The sequence below is a fragment of the Agrobacterium sp. SORGH_AS_0440 genome, from assembly GCF_031453135.1.
In the GTDB taxonomy this organism is placed as follows: Bacteria; Pseudomonadota; Alphaproteobacteria; order Rhizobiales; family Rhizobiaceae; genus Agrobacterium; species Agrobacterium pusense.
In genome coordinates this window covers 204,290-223,630 of sequence record NZ_JAVIYR010000002.1, presented here as the reverse complement: position 1 = coordinate 223,630, position 19,341 = coordinate 204,290, and the positions used below count along the sequence as shown (strand labels likewise).

Sequence of the window (19,341 nt, the reverse complement as noted above, 5' to 3'; positions counted from 1 at the left end):
AGGGAGACTGCGGCCTGTTCCTCCCCACACGCGTTTGACTTTCATGGAAACGTCTCTGTCGCCGATCCGTAGGCCGTTCTTATTCGCCGGGGCAGCCTGTCTTTTGGCGACGGCGACGCTTGCCGCATCCTTGCGTGACGATCTGACGGAAAATGACAGAAACCGCGTTCTTGCAGTCACCGCTCCGGTGATCGATTTTACCGGCCCGGAGCCTTTCGAAGCCATGTCTGGCGGGGCGTCGACCAATACCAACAGAACTGACAGCAACGCGTTTTCCCATCCTTCAGCCACCATGCCCCCGAAGCGGAGGCAGGATTTTAAGCTCGGCAACGCGCTGTTTCAGAAATTGTGGGTCTCTTCTCCTTCTTCCACGCAGGCTTCAGACGGTTTGGGGCCGCTCTTCAACGCCCGATCCTGCCAGACGTGCCATGTGAAGGATGGCAGGGGCCGTCCGCCTCTTGCCGGCGAAGACGCCGTCTCCCTGTTTCTACGGCTGGCAAGGCCGGCTAGAGACGAGGCGGAACGGACGGCAATCGCGCGCCATGAAGTGTTGAACTTTCCTGACGACACTTATGGACGGCAGCTTCAGAATCTTGCCATTCCCGGCCTTGAGGCCGAGGGCAAGGCTGTCATCACCTATACGGAAAAGCGGGTGTCCCTGGCGGATGGCGAGATGGTGACGTTGCGACAGCCTGATTATGTCGTGGCAGAGTTGAAATATGGCCCGCTCGGCGCCGATACTTCGCTGTCAGCACGCATTGCCATGCCGACCCTTGGGCTTGGCTTGATAGAAGCTATCAGCGACACCGATATTCTGGCCAACGCCGATCCGGACGACAAGAATGGGGACGGCATTCAAGGGCGTCCCGCTTGGGTCAAGGATCATCGCACCGGCGAAACGAAACTCGGGAGGTTTGGTTGGAAAGCTCAGAACGCGAGCGTACGCGACCAGAGCGCAAGCGCTTTCTCCCACGATATCGGCATCTCCACACCGGATGCGCCGAATGCCTATGGCGACTGTACCGACAGGCAGAAAAAATGTCTCGCCATGCCAACGGGCGTGCAACCGCGGCTCGGGCCAGTGGAGGCGCCGGATCAGGTTCTCGATCTCGTGACCTTCTACACTGAAAACCTCGCCGTGCCGCAACGGCGTGATGTCGGTGAGCCGATGGTGCTGCGGGGCAAGCAACTCTTTTACGCCTCGGGCTGCACGGCCTGCCACACCCCAAAATTCGTCACCCGACGCGATGCCGCCGATCCGATGCATGCGTTTCAGCTTATCTGGCCCTATTCCGATTTTCTGCTGCATGACATGGGAGAGGAGCTTGCCGATGGCCAACAGGTGGGCGAAGCAAGCGGACGACACTGGCGGACCCAGCCTCTCTGGGGCATAGGTCTGACAGAACGCGTGAATGGCAATGGTTTTTACCTACATGACGGGCGCGCACGCAGCGTGACGGAAGCGATATTATGGCATGGCGGCGAAGGGCAGAAAGCGCGCGACGCCTTTGCCGTCTTGAAAAAATCCGACCGGCAGGCTTTGCTGGCCTTTCTGGAGTCTCTTTAATGAAAAAAGCCATGCGAAAAATCTCCGGCCTCATATCCATGCTGATGCTTTTGACCACACAGCCGGCCATGGCCCAGGATGTGGAACTGATGCCGCCGCCACCGCTCAACCCCGCACAGGTGCGCGGCGTCATGGAAAAGGCAGTGACCGGCTTCATCCGACCCGGCTACGACCACTTCCGACGCTCCGCAGAGACGCTGGAGGACAGCATGAAGGCTTTCTGCGCGGCGCCTTCTGCTACGACGGAGAAGACGGCGAAGGACGCCTTTGCCGATACCGTCTCAAGCTGGTCGACCATCGAGATCGTGCGTGTCGGCCCTGTCATCGAACAGAACCGTTTCGAGCGCGTCCTTTATTATCCCGACAAGAAGGGGCTCGGGCTGAAACAGGTTCAGCGTTACCTTTCCGACAAGGATGAAAGCGTTACAACCGCTGAAGGACTGAGTGGCAAGAGCGTTGCCGCACAGGGGCTGGGCGCCCTGGAATTCATTCTCTACGGCACCGGCGCGGACGAACTTCTTGATAAGAAGGGCGATTTCCGCTGCCGTTTCGGAGCCGCCATTGCCGGCAATATCGCCGATGTCGCGGCAGAGCTTTCCGATAGCTGGAACGCGGCCGATGGCGCACAGAAAAACTGGACGCAGCCGGGGCCTGATAACCCCGTCTTCCGCGACGAACGAGAGGCGCTGGTTGCCCTGCTCGGCATTCTGGTGCACGGCGCCGAGGCGATCCGCGACCAGCGGATCGAGACCTTTTACAAGGGGCCGGACAAGGCGACGTTTCCCCGCACCGCCATTTACTGGCGGTCTGGCCTGACATGGAGAAGCATCTCCACAAACATCAAGGCCATTCAGACACTGCTGCATACCGCCGATATGGCCGAACTCGTCCCACCCGACCAACGCTCCATCGTAAATTCCATCGACTTCATTGCCAAATCGATGATCCGCGTGGCCGGGACAATCGATGCAGATGTGCAAAAGGCGCTGGATCAGAACGATCAGCGCGCGAAGGTGGATTATCTTCTGCTGAACGGCAAAGACCTTATCTACCGGTTAAACGATCAATATGGCGGCGCGATTGGCCTCAGTTCCGGCTTTTCTTTCGCCGATGGGGATTGAACCGATGATCTCCGGCACCAGGCGGACACTGATAGATCGGCGCAGCTTCATCAAAGCGGCGGGAGTTTCCTTCCTCTCCGCCTTGGCTCCCCGTTCACTTTATGCGCTTGAGCGGACAGACGCGGTCTTTGCTTCTGCCTTCCGCGCCCGTGACGGGTCCTACGGCATTGCGACGGTGAGCGAGGGCGGCGAGATCATCGACCGCGTCACGCTTCCTGCCCGCGCCCATGGAATGGCGACGAGCCGCGCGACCGGCATGACCGTGGCCTTTGCCCGCCGGCCGGGGACATTCTTTATGGCCTTCGACCCCGGGGGGCATCGCGAACCGATCGTGATGCACACGCCGGAAAACCGCCATTTCTACGGTCATGGACAGTTTTCGCCAGATGGGTCGATCCTCTATGCCAGCGAAAACGACTTCGACGGCAATCGTGGCGTTATCGGGCTCTATGACGCCAGAAACGGCTTCATCCGCATCGGCGAATATGACGCGCATGGCGTCGGCACGCATGACATGACGGTGAGCGACGACGGGCGAACGATCATCATCGCAAATGGTGGTATCGAAACCCATCCGGATTTCGGCCGCACCAAGCTCAACGTCGACAGGATGCAACCTTCTCTCGTGCTGCTGGACGCCGCAACCGGCCATTTGATTCAGAAACACGCGATGCCGAACGGACTGCGGCAGCTATCCACACGTCATGTCGATATCGGGGATGACGGACGCATCTGGTTCGCCTGCCAGTATGAAGGACCGCGCAACGATCTTCCGCCACTTGTCGGCCATTTCTCTAGGGGTGAGGATGTAACATTTGTGGATCTACCGGAAGAAACAACGGTCCGCCTTGCCAATTATGTGGGTGCCATCGCCGTCAACCGACGCGATCAGCTGGTTGGCCTGACCTCGCCCAACGGCAACGCCGCCGTGACGCTGGATGCGAAAACCGGGCGTGTGGTTTCCGAGACGACAGTGCGGGACGCGGCAGGTGTTGCGCCCGCCTTAAGAGGCATCGCGGTTTCGTCCTATCAGGGGTTTTTCGGAACCCGGCGCAGCGATGTGGCATGGGACCAGCACATCGTGCGGCTATCCAGCTAAAATATTGAAAAAACAGGGGAACAAAAGCCCAGCCGGCGCATTGGACGGATCATGAGAAATCTTGCGATCTATATTGTCTTTGTGGTTGTCGTTGTTGCCGTAGGGGCGTTGATCGGCGTCAACAATGTGCCCGGCGAATGGTATCAATCGCTGCAGAAGCCTTTCTTCAATCCGCCCAACTGGATTTTCGGGCCTGTCTGGACCGCGCTTTACGTGCTGATCGGCGTTGCTGGCGCGCGGACATGGATTCGCAAGCCGATGGGAACGCGCATGCGGCTCTGGTTCACCCAGATGGTACTGAACTTTCTGTGGTCGCCGATCTTTTTCGGCATGCAGAGTCCGGCTGGCGCATTGATTGTCATCATCCCAATGCTGATCAGCATTCTCGCCTTTATAGCGCTTTCCTATCGCCGTGACCGCATATCAATGTGGCTTTTCGTACCCTATGCCGTATGGGTCGCCTTTGCGACGGTGCTCAACGCAAGCATCGGCATGCTCAACTAAAGTGCTTGCGCATTTCCAAAGGAAAAGCGCGCTCGATTTTTCCTAATTTCTCTAATTTGCCGCATCGCCCTTGTCTTGCCTGCCGCCCCGCGCCATGTCAGTTTGCGATGAGGCAGAAGCAGGCAGGCAGGCCATGGAGATCACTGATCCCGGCGATTTTCGTCAGCGGATAGAAAGAAGCTTTGCGCGGCAGGGCGTGGTTCAGGCGATTAACGCCGAAATCAGCCGTATCGAACACCGGCTGGTGGAAATCGAACTCCCTTTTCATGAAAAGCTGACGCAGCAGCACGGCATACTGCATGCGGGTGTCATCGCCGCCGGTCTGGATACCGCCTGCACCTATGCCGCCTATACGATCATTGAGCCGGAAGCCTCGCTGCTGACCATCGAGTTCAAGGTGAACCTCATGTCGCCGGGACGGGGCGAGCGGTTTCTGTTTCGCGGCGAAATCATCAAGCCCGGCAATAATCTTATGGTCGCCGATGGCCGCGCCTATGCCCTGTCCGATGGGCCGGCAAAGCTGATAGCCTCAATGACGGGCACGATGATGGTGGTTAAAGGACGCGAGGATATTACCGGATGAGCTACCGGCTTATGCATGTCGCGGATAAATCACTCCTGTTCGTCATGGCGGCTTCCGCCGAATACGGTCCCCACCTGCAGGCACGCATCACACCGCTGATGACCGGTGTTGGACCCGTCGAAGCGGCTATTGCGGTCACGACCGTTCTTGCCGGTCTCGATACGGCGGGCCATCTGCCAGACCTCGTTGTGTCGCTCGGCTCCGCCGGTTCCCGCACGCTCGACCAGACCGCAATCTACCAGGCAGTGTCGGTTTCTTATCGTGACATGGATGCCTCTCCCTTCGGTTTTGCGAAGGGTTGCACACCGTTTCTCGACCTGCCGGCGGAGGTGGCCTTGCCATTGCGGATACCCGATGTTGCCGGGGCGCGGCTTTCCACCGGCGCCAACGTCGTTTCAGGCGAGGCCTATGGGCTGATCGACGCCGATATGGTGGAAATGGAGACATATGCAGTTTTAAGAGCATGCCAGCGTTTCGGTTTACCGCTGATTGGCCTGCGCGGTATTTCCGACGGCAAGGCCGATGTGAAACACGTGAATGACTGGACCGAGTATCTGCACATCATCGACGAAAAACTGGCGGATGCCGTTGACCGGCTCTGTCGCGCTATCGAAGACGGCGCGATAGCCCTCTGAACCTTGCGATTTTCGCGATTTTCTACCGTTTGCCACCCGCTTCCGGGTTGCCTAAAGCCGCCATTTTCTTTAAAGGCTCGCCATGACCCAGATAGCCCATCCCGACAGCATTCTCATCATCGATTTCGGCAGCCAGGTGACGCAGCTGATTGCGCGCCGCATCCGCGAAGCCGGGGTCTATTGCGAAATCCACCCGTTCCAGAATGCCGCAGAGGCGTTTGAGAAACTTCAGCCCAAGGGCGTGATCTTCTCCGGCGGCCCCGCATCTGTCACGGCGGAAGGAAGCCCGCGCGCGCCGCAGGCAGTGTTCGACAGCAAGGTACCGATCCTCGGCATCTGCTATGGCCAGCAGACACTGTGCACACAGCTCGGCGGCGTTGTCGAGGGCGGCCATGCGGCGGAATTCGGCCGCGCCGATATCGACATCAAGAAGGCTAGCCCGCTGTTCGAAGGCTTCTGGGAGCAGGGCAAAAGCTACCCGGTGTGGATGAGCCATGGCGACCGCGTGACGAAGCTGCCGGAAGGCTTTGAGGTCATCGCAACCTCCGAAAACGCACCGTTCGCCATCGCAGCGGACGAGAAGCGCCACTATTACTCCACCATGTTCCATCCGGAAGTGGTGCATACGCCCGATGGCGGCAAGCTGCTGTCAAACTTCGTGCACAAGATCGTTGGTCTGAAATCCGACTGGACGATGGCGGCCTATCGCGCCGAGATGATCCGCAAGATCCGCGAGCAGGTCGGCACCGGCCGGGTGCTCTGTGCACTTTCAGGCGGCGTCGATTCTTCGGTTGCAGCTATTCTCATTCATGAGGCTATCGGCGACCAGCTGACCTGCGTTTACGTCGATCATGGGCTGATGCGGCTTGGGGAAAGCGAACAGGTCGTCGGCATGTTCCGCGACCACTACAATATTCCGCTTGTTCATGTGGACGCATCCGACCTGTTCCTCGGCGAACTCTCCGGCGTTTCCGATCCGGAAGTGAAGCGCAAGACCATCGGCCGTCTGTTCATCGAGGTTTTCGAGGCCGAAGCGGCCAAGATTGCCGCCGATGGCAAGGGTGCTCCGAACTTCCTCGCGCAGGGCACGCTCTACCCCGACGTCATCGAAAGTGTCTCCTTCTCCGGTGGCCCTTCGGTGACCATCAAGAGCCACCACAATGTCGGCGGTCTTCCCGAGCGCATGAACATGCAGCTCGTCGAGCCGCTGCGTGAACTCTTCAAGGATGAAGTGCGCGCTCTTGGCCGCGAACTCGGCCTTCCGGAAAGCTTCATCGGCCGCCATCCCTTCCCCGGTCCGGGTCTTGCGATCCGATGCCCCGGTGCGATTACCCGTGAAAAGCTCGATATTCTGCGTAAAGCGGATGCGATCTATCTCGACGAGATCCGCAAGGCCGGTCTTTACGACACCATCTGGCAGGCTTTCGCCGTGCTGCTGCCGGTCCAGACTGTTGGCGTCATGGGCGACTACCGAACCTATGACTTCGTCTGTGCGCTGCGCGCGGTGACCTCGGTGGACGGCATGACTGCGGATTTCTATCCCTACGACATGAACTTCCTCGGCCGTGCGGCAACCCGCATCATCAACGAAGTGCGCGGCATCAACCGTGTCGTCTACGATGTCACGAGCAAGCCGCCCGGCACGATCGAGTGGGAATAGGACCATACTCGATACGGTGAGGTTGCTGCCGCAACGCCACCGTATCTAAGGAAGAAAGACGACGCCGCGACTAGTTCGCGGCGTTTTTGTTTTGTCGGATGAGATAGATCATCTGGGCAGTCAGGCCAACCACGAGGATCGCCAGCAATCCTGCCTGGGTGCCGAGAAGCAGCGGCGATTTCAGGTCTGTCACTATCGGATGACCGTCGGGAACACGGCGCAGAATTTCACTCACCGTCGGGACCATCAACAGAAACGCGGTAATGCTGAGACAGATGGTTTCAATATATCTGGCGATACGCGTTGAACCCAGAACGCGTTCGATACCGTAGCCTGCAAGCAGGAACAGGATGGTCAGGACGCCAACGACGTAGCTGATTAGCTGATGCGCCACAAGAAAGACAGTTGCAGCGCCAATCAGCATGGACACAAAGTAGATTGCCCCGGGCGTGGATCGGGGGACGATGCGACCGTAACGGGTAAACATGAAAATGGCCGCGGGAATGGCGGGCAGACTGCCGAGCGTGTGGATCCAGCCAAGCGAAGAAATACCGAACATGCGAAATTGCCTTTCTCTTCCTGAAAGATGGGGTGGTCCGGAACGCAGATTGTCGCCGGCATGTCTGCCAGAGCAGCGTCATTAGTTGATCGGTCGGTCTCGTTTGGGTCATGCGTCGACGCCCCTCGCAAGATGCAGTTCAAGCGGTGATGCGCTCCAGCATCGGGCGGGTTATGGCGCCAAAGCTTGCGGCATCGCCATGTGCGCGCGCTGAGAGCATTGCGCCGTGCACGGTGGCCATGAACATCTCAGCAGTGACCCGCGCTGTGCCGGTTAGTGCAAGGCGCCCCTGGGAAGCGCCGCGCTCCAGCACGGCTGTAAGCCAGTCCGAGAGACTCCGAAAATGCGCACGCACCTCGAGAACGACCGCTTCGGGAAGAATCGGTATTTCGCCGGCAAGCAGCGCACAGACGCAGAAGGGGTGGGTTGCATCGGCGATGCAGCGCTCCCAATAGCCGATATAGGCGCGAAGCTGCTCCAGCGGATCTGGAATGTGCTGCTCCAGCGCGGCGATACCGGCTTCGGCCTCGTGCCTGTACTGTGACACCAGTTTCGCGACCAAGTCGGCCTTGCTGGGAAAATGGTGATGGATACTCGCGTTGCGAATGCCGACTACATGGGAAATATCGGCATAGCTAAAACTATTATAGCCCCCTCTCACAATCAGGGTCCGGGCGCACTGGAGAATGTCATCGGCTTTGGTTTTAGAACTTTTCATGCTTTTACCTACCAACTAGTAGGTAGAATGTCAAACACGTTCTTCGCAGTGAATAAGCCCCGGCGATGGGATCCGGACGAGGATCGACCCCGACGATCACAGGCGGAGAACCATAAAAGAAAGGCATGCCCTCAGCCGTTGCCCCGTCATTGCCTGGCCCCATCGACATATCACTCGCATTGGCTTCTTGGTTGGCCCTGCTTCCCGCCACCTTGGCTAGCGGATTGCTGGTCCTGCGGACCAGCTGGGAAGATCGTCTGCCCTAGACCGAGTTGCCGGGTTATACGGATTGCGTTAGCGAAAGTCCGTATTAGATGAAGTTTTGTTCGCTTTTTGTTCTTTCAATTTTCCTCGGCGATGATAATATTGCGGCCTTGAGCAAAGGCCGTGGAGCATCGTCGTGAGTTTCGAGTTGACGGATAATGGAGGGTTAGGGCAGCTTTTCCTCGAAGGCTTCGATCTGGAGAAGCAGCGACGGGTCAATCCGCGATTTAGCAACAAGGTCTTGATCGTGCTGAAGCCGCCGGTGGCCTTGGCGGAAAGAATTTTCACCGATGCATCGTGCCATGCCGCCGGGCGGACGAAGCGGGCGGCCCATCCAGCCGAGCTTCTGCATATCACCCTCCTTTGCGTCGGGTGTTTCGACACCGTGCCTCGCGGTTTTGCGAACCGGCTGAAGGCGGCACTGGCGGAAATAAAGGCGCGTCCCGTTCCGATTACATTCGATGGCAGCTCGCTTTTCGGCAATCGCAGCTGTCTGGCGCTAAGCAGCCGCCGCGAGATGCTGGAGCTCAGGGCATTGGCGAAGATGGTGCAGCGCGCCCTTTGGCGGGCCAATCTGCCCTTTGTCGCCGCATCGTCGTTCACGCCGCATCTCACCGTGGTCTATGGCTGCGGGAAAATCGATATCATGCCTGTTGAAAAACCATATAGCTGGCTGGCGGGCAGCTTCGAACTCATCTTCAGCCATAATGGAGAGACGCGGCACGAATCTCTCGCGCGCTTCCCGCTTTCGGCGAAAGCGGACCGCTATGAGCAGCCGGAAAGTCAATTATATCTGCCGGAAAAAATATTCAGGCCGCAGAAGCGGTCGGCGCACAAGATGGCGGCACGATAACGCTTGCGTGAAAAAGCACGGCATACATGCCTAGCATTAGCTGCCCCACTGCTGTTAGACGCAGAGGATGCGCCAGCAAAAGCGCAGTTTGTAGCGCCCGCCGAGAACCGGGTGTTCCGGTATCTGGCGCGAGCGAGGCGGTGCCGCCTCGCCGGGAACGATAACCAGCTTAGAGCTGAACCTTGTCGAAAGCCTTGCCATCGATGCCGAGGGCTTCGAGATCGGCACGGGCGGGCTTGCGATGCGCGCGAACAGCGGCCGAAACCGAGAGCGCTGCACCGAGAACGGCGAAAGTTTCACCGAAGAAGTTACGCGATGTCTTTGCAACCTGACGCATTTTTCTCTCCATCTTTGATGCCCAGATAATGGGCATTTCCGCACCGTTCTACAACTCATGATGTAGCAGGGAAGCCATGCAGCTTTGCTCGCGCTCGTTCGGATATCAGCCATTGCGATTTCGCATGGCTCAGGCTTGGCGTCTTCAAAAGGACGCAGGGCGCCTCAGCCGGCGGGTTGAATAAGGCGGATATTTTGTTATGCCGGAAAGCTTGAACACAAAGAGGCTGGCAGCATGACGATCATCATTTACGGCATCAAGAACTGCGACACGATGAAGAAGGCCAGAAGCTGGCTGGAAACCCATGGCGTCGACTATTCTTTCCATGACTACAAGGCCTCGGGCATTGACCGCGCCCATCTGGAGACATGGTGCGATGCCGCGGGCTGGGAAATGGTTCTCAACCGCGCCGGTACGACCTTCAAAAAACTCGATGACGGCCAGAAGGCTGGCCTGAGCCGCGAGAAGGCCATTGCACTGATGCTGGAGCAGCCCTCTATGATCAAGCGTCCGGTGCTGGAGGCGAAGGGCAAGATAACCGTCGGTTTCAAGCCTGAAACCTACCAGACTCTTTTTGCGTGACTGCAATCTGCCATGTCCAAAACAACCCGCGCCACCCAGATGCTGAACAAGGCGGGCGTCGCCTTCACCACCGTTACCTATGATTACGACCCGAATGCAGACCGCATTGGCCTGCAGGCGGCCGAGGCGATCGGCGAGCCACCGCATCTGGTGCTGAAAACGCTGATGGCGGAGCTGGACGGCAAGCCGGTCTGTGTCGTCGTCCCTTCGGATCGTGAGGTCAGCATGAAGAGGCTTGCGGCCGCTTTCGGAGGCAAATCCGCCAGCATGATGAAACCTGCCGATGCCGAGCGTGCCACCGGTTACCATGTCGGCGGCATCAGCCCTTTCGGGCAGAAGAAGCAGGTGCCTACGGCCATCGAGGCCGAAGCGATGACGCATGATTATGTCTACATGAATGGTGGGCAGCGCGGCTTGCAGGTGAGGCTTTCTCCCCGAGATGCCCAAACGGCACTGAAGGCCATTGCCGCACCGCTGGTCGCCGATTGAGGCGCAGGGGCGCGCCTGAAAGCGTTTGGCTTTCAGGAGGAATGGGCTATGGTCGGCGCCTCCGATTGAAATAGACGAAGGCAGATCATGACTGTTTCCCCCATCGATCCCGTCAAACTCGAAAAACTGGCCGAAGTCGCCATCAAGGTCGGTCTGCAATTGCAGAAGGATCAGGATCTGGTGATTACCGCGCCGCTGGCAGCGCTGCCGCTGGTGCGATTGCTGACAAAACATGCCTATATGGCGGGCGGCGGACTGGTTACCACCTTTTACTCCGACGAAGAAACCACGCTTGCCCGCTATCGCCATGCGAGCGACGCCAATTTCGACCGGGCTTCCGGCTGGCTTTATGATGGCATGGCAAAGGCCTATTCGAACGGCGCGGCGCGGCTGGCAATTGCCGGCGATAACCCCATGCTGCTGGCCGAACAGGACCCCGCCAAGGTTGCCCGCGCCAATAAAGCAAACTCCACCGCCTATAAGCCGGCGCTGGAGAAGATTTCCAACTTCGACATCAACTGGAACATCATCTCCTATCCGAACCCCTCCTGGGCAAAGCAGGTGTTTCCCGACGTGACGGAAGACGAAGCGGTCCGCAGGCTTGCCGACGCCATCTTCGCTGCTTCGCGGGTGGATCTGGCTGATCCGGTCGCCGCATGGGCTGAGCACAATGCCAACCTTGCCAAGCGCTCGGCGTGGCTGAATGGCGAACGTTTCGCTTCACTGCATTTCACCGGCCCTGGCACGGATGTGAAGATCGGCTTGGCGGACGGCCACGAATGGCATGGCGGCGCCTCCACCGCCAAGAATGGGGTCACCTGCAACCCCAATATCCCGACCGAAGAAGTGTTCACGACACCGCACGCGTTGCGGGTCGACGGTTACGTCTCCAGCACCAAGCCCCTGTCGCATCAGGGAACGTTGATCGACGATATCCAGGTGAAGTTCGAGGGTGGACGTATCGTCGAAGCCAAGGCTTCGAAGGGCGAAGCTGTATTGAACAAGGTACTCGACACTGACGAAGGCGCGCGGCGCCTCGGTGAAGTGGCGCTGGTGCCGCATTCCTCGCCGATTTCGGCAAGCGGCATCCTGTTCTACAACACGCTGTTCGATGAAAATGCCTCGTGCCACATCGCGCTCGGTCAGTGCTATTCGAAATGCTTCCTCGACGGCGCGTCGCTGTCGCAGGATCAGATCAAGGCGCAGGGCGGCAATTCCAGCCTGATCCACATCGACTGGATGATCGGTTCCGACAAGGTGGATATCGATGGCGTGAGGCCGGATGGCTCCACGGTTCCTGTCATGCGCAAGGGCGAATGGGCCTGACGACACCTATCTCGGCAACTGGCTGCGCTGACTGAGCCAGATGCTGAAGAGCACCGCAACGAAACCTGCGATCTGCGCTGGCGTGAGGCTTTGGCCGAGCGTCAGCCAGCCGAGCAGGGTTGCAACGACCGGGCTTAGAAAACCAAGCGATGCGGCGGCGGAAGGTTCGATGCGGGCAAGTCCGCGGAACCACAGAAAATAGGTCAAGGCAGCGCCGATAAGACCCAGATAGGCCATGCCGAGAATATTGGCGGCCGTCGGCGTCGGCAGTGCGGGTTCAAAAAAATACGCGACCGGCAGCAGCAGGATACCACCGGCTGTCAGTTGCCAGGCGGTAAACGTCAGGTTCGACACCGGCGGACGCCATTTGCGGGTCAGCACTGTTCCAAAAGCCATGGACACGGCACCGGCAAGGCCTGCCGCCACGCCGATACCATCCATCGCAGCCCCCGGCGCCAGAACCAGAAGCGCCACACCGACAATACCCAAAAAACCGGCTGCGATAGCCAGCGGCCGGACCGGTGTCGCGAGAAACAGCCGGGAAAGGCCAATCACGATCAAGGGCTGGACCGCGCCCACCGTTGCCGCCACGCCGCCGGGCAGCCGATAGGCCGAAACGAAAAGCATCGCCCAGAAGAACGAGAAATTCAGTGCCCCCAGAATGAGGCTGCGCGGCCACCAGATACCGTTTGGCAGTTTTCTCACGAAAAGCAGCAGCAACACGCCAGCCGGCAATGCGCGCAGCATGGCGACATGCAGAGGGTATCCATGAGGCAAAAGCTCGGTGGTGACGAAATAGGTCGTGCCCCAAATAGCGGGAGCAAGAGAAGTCGTCAGCACATCGGCGGCATAGGCTGTATTTTTCTTCATTTCAAGAATCTCTATATCAAGACAAATGCACCCTAAGTGATTTTATCTTGACGTCAAGATACTAATTGTTATGCCTTGATGATGAGCAAAGAACCACTTGACCGCGTCGATCACATTCTGGCGCAATGGCGCAGGGAGCGGCCCGATCTCGATGTCGAACCCATGGCGCTGCTGGGGCGCCTGAACCGTCTCACCACCCATCTAGCGCGAGAGGTGGAGACCGTGCTGCTGAAGCACGGTCTTTCCTCCTCCGCTTTCGATGTTCTCGCAACATTACGGCGTTCCGGATCACCCTACCGGCTTTCCCCCGGCGATCTGCTGGCGATGACAATGGTAAGCTCCGGCACCATGACCAACCGCATCGACCAGCTCGAAAAAGCTGGGTTTGTGAAGCGCATACATAATCCCGATGACCGGCGCAGCGTCTTGATATCGCTAACTCAACCGGGATTTTCCATTGTCGAGGAAGCGGTCGGTGCACATGTCGAGAACCAGCAGCGTCTGGTCGCCAGTCTGAGCGAGGAAGAGCGCACGACGCTGAACCAGCTGCTGAAACGGTTCTTGCGGGATTTCGAAGCATAGGCATTTCCGCCTGGCAAACATAATGCTCTGTGATGCCGCTTGTTTCGCGCCCAAAAATCCTGTAAGCAATTTTCCGTAAACCTGTACTACAGGTTGGAGGAAAAATGTTAAGTGCCATTTCGCATGAATCCGGCCTCGTCAGCAGCACGATCGGTGCGATCACGCGTCATATCCGCGAAAACGAACTTGCGCCCGGCGCCAAGCTCCCGAGCGAACTTTCGCTCTCGCAGCAGCTCGGCGTTTCCCGCACCGTCGTCCGTGAGGCCTTCCGGTCCCTATCGGCCATGCGGCTGATCGATGTCAGCGCCGGCAAACGCGCTACGGTGGCGACGCTGGATCATGGTGCGATGTCGCTGATGTTCGAACATGGCATTCACACTGAGCAGATCAACATTCAGCAGATCTACGATGTGCGCCGCACGATCGAGGTCAGAACCGTAACGCTCGCGGCGCTCAGAAGAACGGATGCGGAAGCGCTCACCATTCTCGACCATGCCAACAACATGGAGCGGGACTTTGGCGACAATGACAAGGTCATGGAACATGATCTGGCTTTCCACCTTGCTGTTGCAAGAGCCTCCAAGAACCCGGTTTTTGAACTCATTCTCGGCGCCTTTCAGAATGTAACGCGCCAGACGTGGCCGATCGGCTGGAAAAGCCGCACATCCGATGCACAGCGACATGCTGCAGGCGAACTTCACATCGCCATCGGACAGGCCATTGCCGCCGGCGACCCGCAAACCGCTTCAACGCTGATGGCGCGTCATTTCGATGAAAGCGTTCACGCGCTTCTGGCGGCCGGCATCGCCTGATTTTTTTCAACGCAGTCCCAGACGGAAACTGACTGCCTCTGGAGGAGACACTTCATGAAAATCACCAAACTCGAGACCGTCCGCGTGGCGGAACGGGCAAACCTGCTCTGGGTTCTGGTCCATACGGATGAAGGCATTACCGGGCTTGGCGAAACCTTTTATGGCGCCGAGACGGTGGAGACCTATGTGCATGAATATATTGCCCCCAGGGTCATCGGCCGCAATCCGCTGCAGATCGACCTTCTGGCGCAGGATCTCGTCGGTTATCTCGGCTTCCGCTCATCCGGTGCGGAAGTGCGCGGCAATTCGGCATTCGATATTGCGCTTTGGGATATTTTCGGCAAGGCCACCAACCAGCCGATAGCCCAGCTGCTCGGTGGTTTCAGCCGCAAGGAAATCCGCACCTACAATACCTGCGCGGGCACTGAATATATCAAGAAAGCCACCGGCCAGCAGACGGCCAATTACGGCCTCTCCGGTGGCAAGGATTATGACGATCTGAACGGCTTCCTGCATCGCGCGGACGAGCTTGCCCATTCGCTGCTGGAAGACGGCATCACGGCCATGAAGATCTGGCCTTTCGATGCAGCGGCGGAGAAGACGCGCGGGCAATATATCTCGATGCCGGACCTGAAGACTGCGCTTGAGCCGTTTGAAAAAATCCGCAAAGCGGTGGGCGACAAGATGGATATCATGGTGGAGTTTCACTCCATGTGGCAGCTTCTGCCCGCCATGCAGATCGCCAAGGCGCTCACGCCATACCAGACCTTCTGGCATGAAGACCCGATCAAGATGGACAGCCTTTCCAGCCTGACGCGGTATGCCGCCGTTTCGCCCGCACCGATTTCCGCGTCCGAAACGCTGGGCTCCCGCTGGGCCTTCCGCGACCTGCTCGAGACAGGTGCTGCCGGTGTGGTGATGCTTGATATCAGCTGGTGCGGCGGGATTTCCGAAGCGCGCAAGATTGCCTCGATGGCGGAAGCCTGGCATCTGCCGGTCGCCCCCCATGATTGCACCGGGCCGGTGGTGCTCTGCGCCTCCACACATCTGTCGCTCAATGCGCCGAATGCGCTGGTGCAGGAAAGCGTGCGTGCCTTCTACAAGACCTGGTATCGCGATCTCGTGACCGCATTGCCGGAAGTGAAGAACGGCATGATCACCGTGCCGCCAGGCGCTGGCCTTGGCATGGAGCTGCATCCCGATATCGAAAAGACCTTCACCGTCAGCCGCCGTTTTTCAGATGCGGCATCGATCTGATCAGAACAGGCTGCCCTGGTTGCCAGGGTCCGAAGAAGCCGGTTTGACCGGCTTCTTTTTCAACGCGACGGGCGTATCCGGGGACGGCGTCCCCTCTCCCGTTGTGATGGCGGAGACGCGACCGTCGGCAAATTCCATAGAGACAACAGCGCCTGACGCGATAGCCGCCGCACGAGTCAGCGGCCGGTTCTCATCATCGCGGATGACCGCGTAGCCGCGATTCAGCACGTTCTTATAGGACAGCGATTGCAGGATACGATCATGGGCGGCAAGACCCGAACGGTTCTGCGCCATGCGATGCAACACGGCGGTATCGGCGCGACGAGACGCGGTGACGACGCGTTCCTTCTGCCGCTCCAGCTGGCCGAGAAGTCGGGCAGGGAGCGAACGCAACGCGGAATCGAAAGCATCAACGCGGCCCTGCCCCTGCAACAGGCGGCGTTCCACCAGGGTCTCGGCCCGGTGTATGCGTTCGCTGATCCCCTGCCTGTGGTGTTTGAGACCGTTCAACAGGGTTTCCGGCCTGAGACCCGAGGCAGAACGTTCGAAGGCACGGCGCTTGTTGAGGGCTGTTATTTCCAATCCGCGACCAAGACCGCTCGCGGCCTCGTCGAACCGGCGGCGCGGCAAAGCAAGAAGCTGATCAAGCGAAGGCAGCGCGCGCACCAGCGCCCGCACACCTTGACGGCGATTGTCCATCTGCCGCAAGACCGAACCGGAAAGGCGGGCAGCAAGGCCCGACAGCTGCGCTTCCAGCTCTGCACGCACGGGCACGGCCATTTCGGCGGCTCCCGTCGGCGTCGGGGCGCGCACGTCCGCGGCATAATCGATCAATGTCGTATCGGTCTCGTGTCCGACGGCGGAAATCAGCGGGATTTCGCTCTCGGCAGCGGCGCGCACGACGATTTCGTCGTTGAAGCTCCAGAGGTCTTCGAGGCTGCCGCCGCCGCGCGCAACGATCATGACATCGGGGCGGGCAATCTCGCCGCCGGGCTGAAGCGCGTTGAAGCCGCGAATGGCGTTCGCCACCTCCTCACCCGAGCCTTCGCCCTGCACTTTGACCGGCCAGACGACGACATGGACCGGGAAACGATCCGAAATGCGGTGGAGAATATCGCGGATGACCGCGCCCGTCGGCGAGGTCACAACTCCAATGACGCGCGGCATGAAAGGCAGGCGGCGCTTGCGGGCCGGATCGAACAGCCCTTCCGCCGCCAGCCGCCGGCGGCGATCCTCCAAAAGCGCCATCAGCGCGCCGGCGCCGGCGGGCTCAAGGTTTTCGATGACGATCTGGTATTTCGAGGAACCGGGAAAGGTGGTGATCTTGCCGGTGGCGATGACTTCCATGCCCTCTTCCGGGCGGAATTTCAGCCGCGAGAAGGTGCCCTTCCAGATCACCGCATCGATGCGGGCACGATCATCCTTCAGTGAGAAATAGGCGTGTCCTGACGAATGCGGCCCACGATAACCAGAAATTTCGCCCCGCACCCGCACCTGTTCGAACGCCGTCTCCACCGTGCGTTTGATGGAGCCCGACAGTTCGGAGACCGAGAATTCGGCAAGATTGCTCAATGCGGCGTGGGAGAAGATATCGCTCATGCCTGTTTGTAACCAAAAGCCGTCGATTCGGAAATGCCAGCGCCGGCCAGCGCTTTTTTAACCGCGATGAAACCATATCCTCAACTACCGAGTTAGGAAAATGGGGAATGGAGGAGAAAACAAGGGTTCGTTAGGGAAGACGGCGTTACGTCTGTCCCAGGCCCGGCAACCAAAGAGGAGGCGGCATCATGATTTTTCTTACCGCCACATTGCTTGGCGTAACCGCAGTTGCGTTACGTTCGGTTTTCAGCATCGTTTTCATCTGCATGATGATTATCGGTGCCTATGGCGTGGCGATTGCACTTTCTCCCACGGCCGTACCGCTGATGTCGCTGCTTCTGGCACTCGCCGGTTACAATTTCGGTGTCGTCGGTGTCGTTATCAGCCTTCTCGTGCTGCAGCGCCCGCGTTCCACTCAGCCAACCCTCTAAAAGTCCCCCGGCCTTGAGGCTTCCGCGCTTTGCCCTTACCGAGATTTGCGGGCTGGCCGCCGACATCATCGTTACCTGCCTGCTTATGCTCTATCTCGGCGTTGATCCGCTCGTCGCCCGCGTGCCCGGCGCGGCAACGGGTCTCGCAACAAGCTGGCGGCTGAACCGGGTCAATGCTGAGGCATCAGTTAGGCCGAACGGTTTTTTGATGAACGCCGTAACTTTCACCTCACGTAGTGTCAGCGTCGGGCTTTTTGCGCTGCTGCAATGGCGCAACCCCCTGGTGCAACCGCTTGTGACACTTGTCCTTTCAGCATTCGCGGCACTGGTGCTGGCGCTTTACGGCTATTGGCGGCTTCAAAGGCAACGGCAAGAGCGAGACTAAACCGTTTCCCAGCCGTCCTTTTCCGCCGCCCGGTAAATGGCGTCGATGAAAAGCTGGTTCTTCCTTGAGCTTTCCAACGTGACGACGTCTTCCTCACCTTTCGCCGCACGTGCAAAGGCCTCCGCTTCCAACTTGTACTGACGGCTGTCCTGAAACCGGAAGATTTGCGAGGCGTTATGGGTCTGATTGGTTAACTCGATCTCTTCCGCACCCCACCGATTGGCGTTGAAGGGCGACTTTACCTCGATGTAACCGTCCGTGCCATGGAAGACCATGAGCTGGCGGGAGGCGAGTTGTGTCGCCAGATAGAAGCTCAGTTCAAAACCGCCGAAATCGGCCCTGACGCTAGCGTAGATATCCGTGACGAATTCACTGTCGCGTTCGACGGTTGCTTGCACACGTTTCGGTTCCGCACCGGTGGCAAAACGCGTCACGATCGTCGGGTAGACGCCGATATCCGGCAGGGCGCCGCCGCCCAGTTCGGGAATATTACGCATATTGCCGGGATCGCGGTTGAAGTAGGTGAAAGCGCCCTGCACGTGTTTCAGCGAACCAATTGCGTCCGAAGCCAGCAGTTCTTTCACCTTCGCCCAGACCGGAGCGTAGGCCACCATGAAGGCCTCGGATACGATAACGCCGTTACGGTCGCGCGCGGCGATAAGGGCGTCTATCTCCTCGGCCTTTAATGAAATCGGCTTTTCGCAAAGAACATGCTTGCCGGCATCAGCCGCCCTGACGGTCCATTCCACATGCTGCGAGGTGGGAAGCGGAATATAAACCGCGTCGATGACATCAGAAGCCAGCATTTCTTCATAGGAGCCGAAAGCGTAGGGCACTGAAAAGCGATCGGCCACCGCGCGCGCTTTGGCAGGATCGCGGCTGGCGATGGCGCTGACCACACAGTTCTGTGCATCCTGTATTGCCGGAATAACGTGGTCCTGAGCGATTTTCGCCGTTGAGATTATTCCGAAGCGCAGCATTCCGTTCTCCCGTTCTGTCATTCCTGGAAACTTAGCACCGCCACACACTCTGGCAAGCCGCGGCAGCGCTACTGATAAAGAATGGCCGGATTTGCCCGGTCATTGTCGGTCTGGCTGCTTTTATACGT

General features: G+C 58.8%; 22 protein-coding genes. 16 read left to right on the top strand and 6 right to left on the bottom strand.

The features are described from left to right. Positions 1–43 precede the first annotated feature (43 nt). From QE453_RS10350 to guaA, 7 genes are all read left to right on the top strand, one after another. Positions 44–1,567 carry a di-heme oxidoredictase family protein gene (locus QE453_RS10350; RefSeq protein ID WP_173614972.1) on the top strand — a complete coding sequence of 508 codons (1,524 nt, stop codon included), beginning with the start codon at positions 44–46 and terminating at the stop codon, positions 1,565–1,567. Further along, complete coding sequence (locus tag QE453_RS10345) at positions 1,567–2,688, top strand: imelysin family protein (protein ID WP_112766074.1); 1,122 nt, start codon at positions 1,567–1,569, stop codon at positions 2,686–2,688. The genes QE453_RS10350 and QE453_RS10345 overlap by 1 nt, the downstream gene beginning before the upstream one ends. A 4-nt stretch (positions 2,689–2,692) precedes the next feature. Beyond that, on the top strand, positions 2,693–3,787 hold the full coding sequence (locus QE453_RS10340) for a DUF1513 domain-containing protein (protein WP_112766158.1): 1,095 nt from the start codon (positions 2,693–2,695) through the stop codon (positions 3,785–3,787). Positions 3,788–3,838: 51 nt separating this feature from the next. Next, the gene (locus QE453_RS10335; RefSeq protein ID WP_035206657.1) at positions 3,839–4,291 is read left to right on the top strand and encodes a TspO/MBR family protein; all 453 of its coding nucleotides are present in this window, start codon (positions 3,839–3,841) and stop codon (positions 4,289–4,291) included. 133 nt (positions 4,292–4,424) lie between these two features. Then, positions 4,425–4,874 carry a PaaI family thioesterase gene (locus QE453_RS10330; protein ID WP_309777020.1) on the top strand — a complete coding sequence of 150 codons (450 nt, stop codon included), beginning with the start codon at positions 4,425–4,427 and terminating at the stop codon, positions 4,872–4,874. Further along, positions 4,871–5,509, top strand: coding sequence for a 5'-methylthioadenosine/S-adenosylhomocysteine nucleosidase (locus tag QE453_RS10325; RefSeq protein WP_022555472.1), 639 nt, complete (start codon positions 4,871–4,873; stop codon positions 5,507–5,509). Before QE453_RS10330 ends, QE453_RS10325 begins: the two co-directional genes overlap by 4 nt. Before the next feature lie 82 nt (positions 5,510–5,591). Next, complete coding sequence (guaA, locus tag QE453_RS10320; RefSeq protein WP_022555471.1) at positions 5,592–7,169, top strand: glutamine-hydrolyzing GMP synthase; 1,578 nt, start codon at positions 5,592–5,594, stop codon at positions 7,167–7,169. A 70-nt stretch (positions 7,170–7,239) separates the two neighbouring features. On the opposite strand, the gene QE453_RS10315 is transcribed toward guaA, so the two are convergent. Then, entirely contained in the window at positions 7,240–7,728 is a 489-nt protein-coding gene (locus QE453_RS10315) for a hypothetical protein (RefSeq protein WP_244405355.1), read from the bottom strand. A gap of 139 nt (positions 7,729–7,867) precedes the next feature. Further along, positions 7,868–8,446 carry a TetR/AcrR family transcriptional regulator gene (locus tag QE453_RS10310; RefSeq protein ID WP_207588413.1) on the bottom strand — a complete coding sequence of 193 codons (579 nt, stop codon included), beginning with the start codon at positions 8,444–8,446 and terminating at the stop codon, positions 7,868–7,870. Between the two features lie 400 nt (positions 8,447–8,846). Here QE453_RS10310 and QE453_RS10305 point away from each other — a divergent pair, with 400 nt between their 5' ends. Further along, positions 8,847–9,563, top strand: a complete 717-nt coding sequence (locus QE453_RS10305) for a 2'-5' RNA ligase family protein (protein ID WP_244405357.1) — start codon at positions 8,847–8,849, stop codon at positions 9,561–9,563. Positions 9,564–9,732: 169 nt separating this feature from the next. Here QE453_RS10305 and QE453_RS10300 read toward each other — a convergent pair whose 3' ends face one another. Beyond that, positions 9,733–9,900: a hypothetical protein gene (locus QE453_RS10300; protein WP_003503889.1), complete on the bottom strand. Its 168-nt coding sequence runs from the start codon at positions 9,898–9,900 to the stop codon at positions 9,733–9,735. 234 nt (positions 9,901–10,134) lie between these two features. On the opposite strand from QE453_RS10300, the gene QE453_RS10295 reads away from it, so the two are divergent. The 3 genes from QE453_RS10295 to QE453_RS10285 all read left to right on the top strand — a co-directional run bounded on the left by QE453_RS10295 (position 10,135) and on the right by QE453_RS10285 (position 12,297). Further along, entirely contained in the window at positions 10,135–10,482 is a 348-nt protein-coding gene (locus tag QE453_RS10295) for an ArsC family reductase (RefSeq protein ID WP_004439419.1), read from the top strand. 12 nt (positions 10,483–10,494) lie between these two features. Beyond that, entirely contained in the window at positions 10,495–10,971 is a 477-nt protein-coding gene (gene ybaK, locus QE453_RS10290) for a Cys-tRNA(Pro) deacylase (RefSeq protein ID WP_004439416.1), read from the top strand. 87 nt (positions 10,972–11,058) lie between these two features. Continuing rightward, positions 11,059–12,297 (top strand): aminopeptidase, encoded by a 1,239-nt coding sequence (locus tag QE453_RS10285; protein ID WP_035206643.1) that lies wholly within the window; start codon positions 11,059–11,061, stop codon positions 12,295–12,297. 6 nt (positions 12,298–12,303) lie between these two features. Here the strand turns inward: QE453_RS10285 and QE453_RS10280 are convergent, their stop codons facing one another. Further along, entirely contained in the window at positions 12,304–13,167 is an 864-nt protein-coding gene (locus tag QE453_RS10280; protein WP_112556001.1) for an EamA family transporter, read from the bottom strand. Positions 13,168–13,248: 81 nt separating this feature from the next. Here QE453_RS10280 and QE453_RS10275 point away from each other — a divergent pair, with 81 nt between their 5' ends. The 3 genes from QE453_RS10275 to QE453_RS10265 all read left to right on the top strand — a co-directional run bounded on the left by QE453_RS10275 (position 13,249) and on the right by QE453_RS10265 (position 15,818). Next, positions 13,249–13,749, top strand: coding sequence for a MarR family winged helix-turn-helix transcriptional regulator (locus tag QE453_RS10275; protein ID WP_244405359.1), 501 nt, complete (start codon positions 13,249–13,251; stop codon positions 13,747–13,749). 104 nt (positions 13,750–13,853) lie between these two features. After that, positions 13,854–14,561 (top strand): FadR/GntR family transcriptional regulator, encoded by a 708-nt coding sequence (locus QE453_RS10270; RefSeq protein WP_004439405.1) that lies wholly within the window; start codon positions 13,854–13,856, stop codon positions 14,559–14,561. Positions 14,562–14,615: 54 nt separating this feature from the next. Continuing rightward, complete coding sequence (locus QE453_RS10265; protein ID WP_309777016.1) at positions 14,616–15,818, top strand: mandelate racemase/muconate lactonizing enzyme family protein; 1,203 nt, start codon at positions 14,616–14,618, stop codon at positions 15,816–15,818. On the opposite strand, the gene xseA is transcribed toward QE453_RS10265, so the two are convergent. Continuing rightward, positions 15,819–17,417, bottom strand: a complete 1,599-nt coding sequence (gene xseA / locus QE453_RS10260; RefSeq protein ID WP_045533030.1) for an exodeoxyribonuclease VII large subunit — start codon at positions 17,415–17,417, stop codon at positions 15,819–15,821. Between the two features lie 188 nt (positions 17,418–17,605). On the opposite strand from xseA, the gene QE453_RS10255 reads away from it, so the two are divergent. Together QE453_RS10255 and QE453_RS10250 are read left to right on the top strand one after the other, a co-directional pair. Next, entirely contained in the window at positions 17,606–17,848 is a 243-nt protein-coding gene (locus tag QE453_RS10255; RefSeq protein ID WP_004439396.1) for a hypothetical protein, read from the top strand. A gap of 13 nt (positions 17,849–17,861) precedes the next feature. After that, positions 17,862–18,233: a hypothetical protein gene (locus QE453_RS10250; RefSeq protein ID WP_309777012.1), complete on the top strand. Its 372-nt coding sequence runs from the start codon at positions 17,862–17,864 to the stop codon at positions 18,231–18,233. Here the strand turns inward: QE453_RS10250 and QE453_RS10245 are convergent. Further along, positions 18,230–19,213 (bottom strand): Gfo/Idh/MocA family oxidoreductase, encoded by a 984-nt coding sequence (locus tag QE453_RS10245; RefSeq protein ID WP_309777011.1) that lies wholly within the window; start codon positions 19,211–19,213, stop codon positions 18,230–18,232. The genes QE453_RS10250 and QE453_RS10245 overlap by 4 nt on opposite strands. Positions 19,214–19,341: the final 128 nt, after the last annotated feature.

Excerpts from the sequence above, each read along its gene's own strand:
- QE453_RS10295 (WP_004439419.1), top strand. The coding sequence starts at position 10,135 with ATGACGATCATCATTTACGGCATCAAGAACTGCGACACGATGAAGAAG.
- QE453_RS10325 (WP_022555472.1), top strand. The coding sequence starts at position 4,871 with ATGAGCTACCGGCTTATGCATGTCGCGGATAAATCACTCCTGTTCGTC.
- ybaK (WP_004439416.1), top strand. The coding sequence starts at position 10,495 with ATGTCCAAAACAACCCGCGCCACCCAGATGCTGAACAAGGCGGGCGTC.
- QE453_RS10300 (WP_003503889.1), bottom strand. The coding sequence starts at position 9,900 with ATGCGTCAGGTTGCAAAGACATCGCGTAACTTCTTCGGTGAAACTTTC.
- QE453_RS10345 (WP_112766074.1), top strand. The coding sequence starts at position 1,567 with ATGAAAAAAGCCATGCGAAAAATCTCCGGCCTCATATCCATGCTGATG.
- QE453_RS10330 (WP_309777020.1), top strand. The coding sequence starts at position 4,425 with ATGGAGATCACTGATCCCGGCGATTTTCGTCAGCGGATAGAAAGAAGC.
- xseA (WP_045533030.1), bottom strand. The coding sequence starts at position 17,417 with ATGAGCGATATCTTCTCCCACGCCGCATTGAGCAATCTTGCCGAATTC.
- QE453_RS10335 (WP_035206657.1), top strand. The coding sequence starts at position 3,839 with ATGAGAAATCTTGCGATCTATATTGTCTTTGTGGTTGTCGTTGTTGCC.
- QE453_RS10280 (WP_112556001.1), bottom strand. The coding sequence starts at position 13,167 with ATGAAGAAAAATACAGCCTATGCCGCCGATGTGCTGACGACTTCTCTT.
- QE453_RS10285 (WP_035206643.1), top strand. The coding sequence starts at position 11,059 with ATGACTGTTTCCCCCATCGATCCCGTCAAACTCGAAAAACTGGCCGAA.
- guaA (WP_022555471.1), top strand. The coding sequence starts at position 5,592 with ATGACCCAGATAGCCCATCCCGACAGCATTCTCATCATCGATTTCGGC.
- QE453_RS10265 (WP_309777016.1), top strand. The coding sequence starts at position 14,616 with ATGAAAATCACCAAACTCGAGACCGTCCGCGTGGCGGAACGGGCAAAC.
- QE453_RS10255 (WP_004439396.1), top strand. The coding sequence starts at position 17,606 with ATGATTTTTCTTACCGCCACATTGCTTGGCGTAACCGCAGTTGCGTTA.
- QE453_RS10270 (WP_004439405.1), top strand. The coding sequence starts at position 13,854 with ATGTTAAGTGCCATTTCGCATGAATCCGGCCTCGTCAGCAGCACGATC.
- QE453_RS10275 (WP_244405359.1), top strand. The coding sequence starts at position 13,249 with ATGAGCAAAGAACCACTTGACCGCGTCGATCACATTCTGGCGCAATGG.
- QE453_RS10340 (WP_112766158.1), top strand. The coding sequence starts at position 2,693 with ATGATCTCCGGCACCAGGCGGACACTGATAGATCGGCGCAGCTTCATC.
- QE453_RS10315 (WP_244405355.1), bottom strand. The coding sequence starts at position 7,728 with ATGTTCGGTATTTCTTCGCTTGGCTGGATCCACACGCTCGGCAGTCTG.
- QE453_RS10350 (WP_173614972.1), top strand. The coding sequence starts at position 44 with ATGGAAACGTCTCTGTCGCCGATCCGTAGGCCGTTCTTATTCGCCGGG.
- QE453_RS10245 (WP_309777011.1), bottom strand. The coding sequence starts at position 19,213 with ATGCTGCGCTTCGGAATAATCTCAACGGCGAAAATCGCTCAGGACCAC.
- QE453_RS10310 (WP_207588413.1), bottom strand. The coding sequence starts at position 8,446 with ATGAAAAGTTCTAAAACCAAAGCCGATGACATTCTCCAGTGCGCCCGG.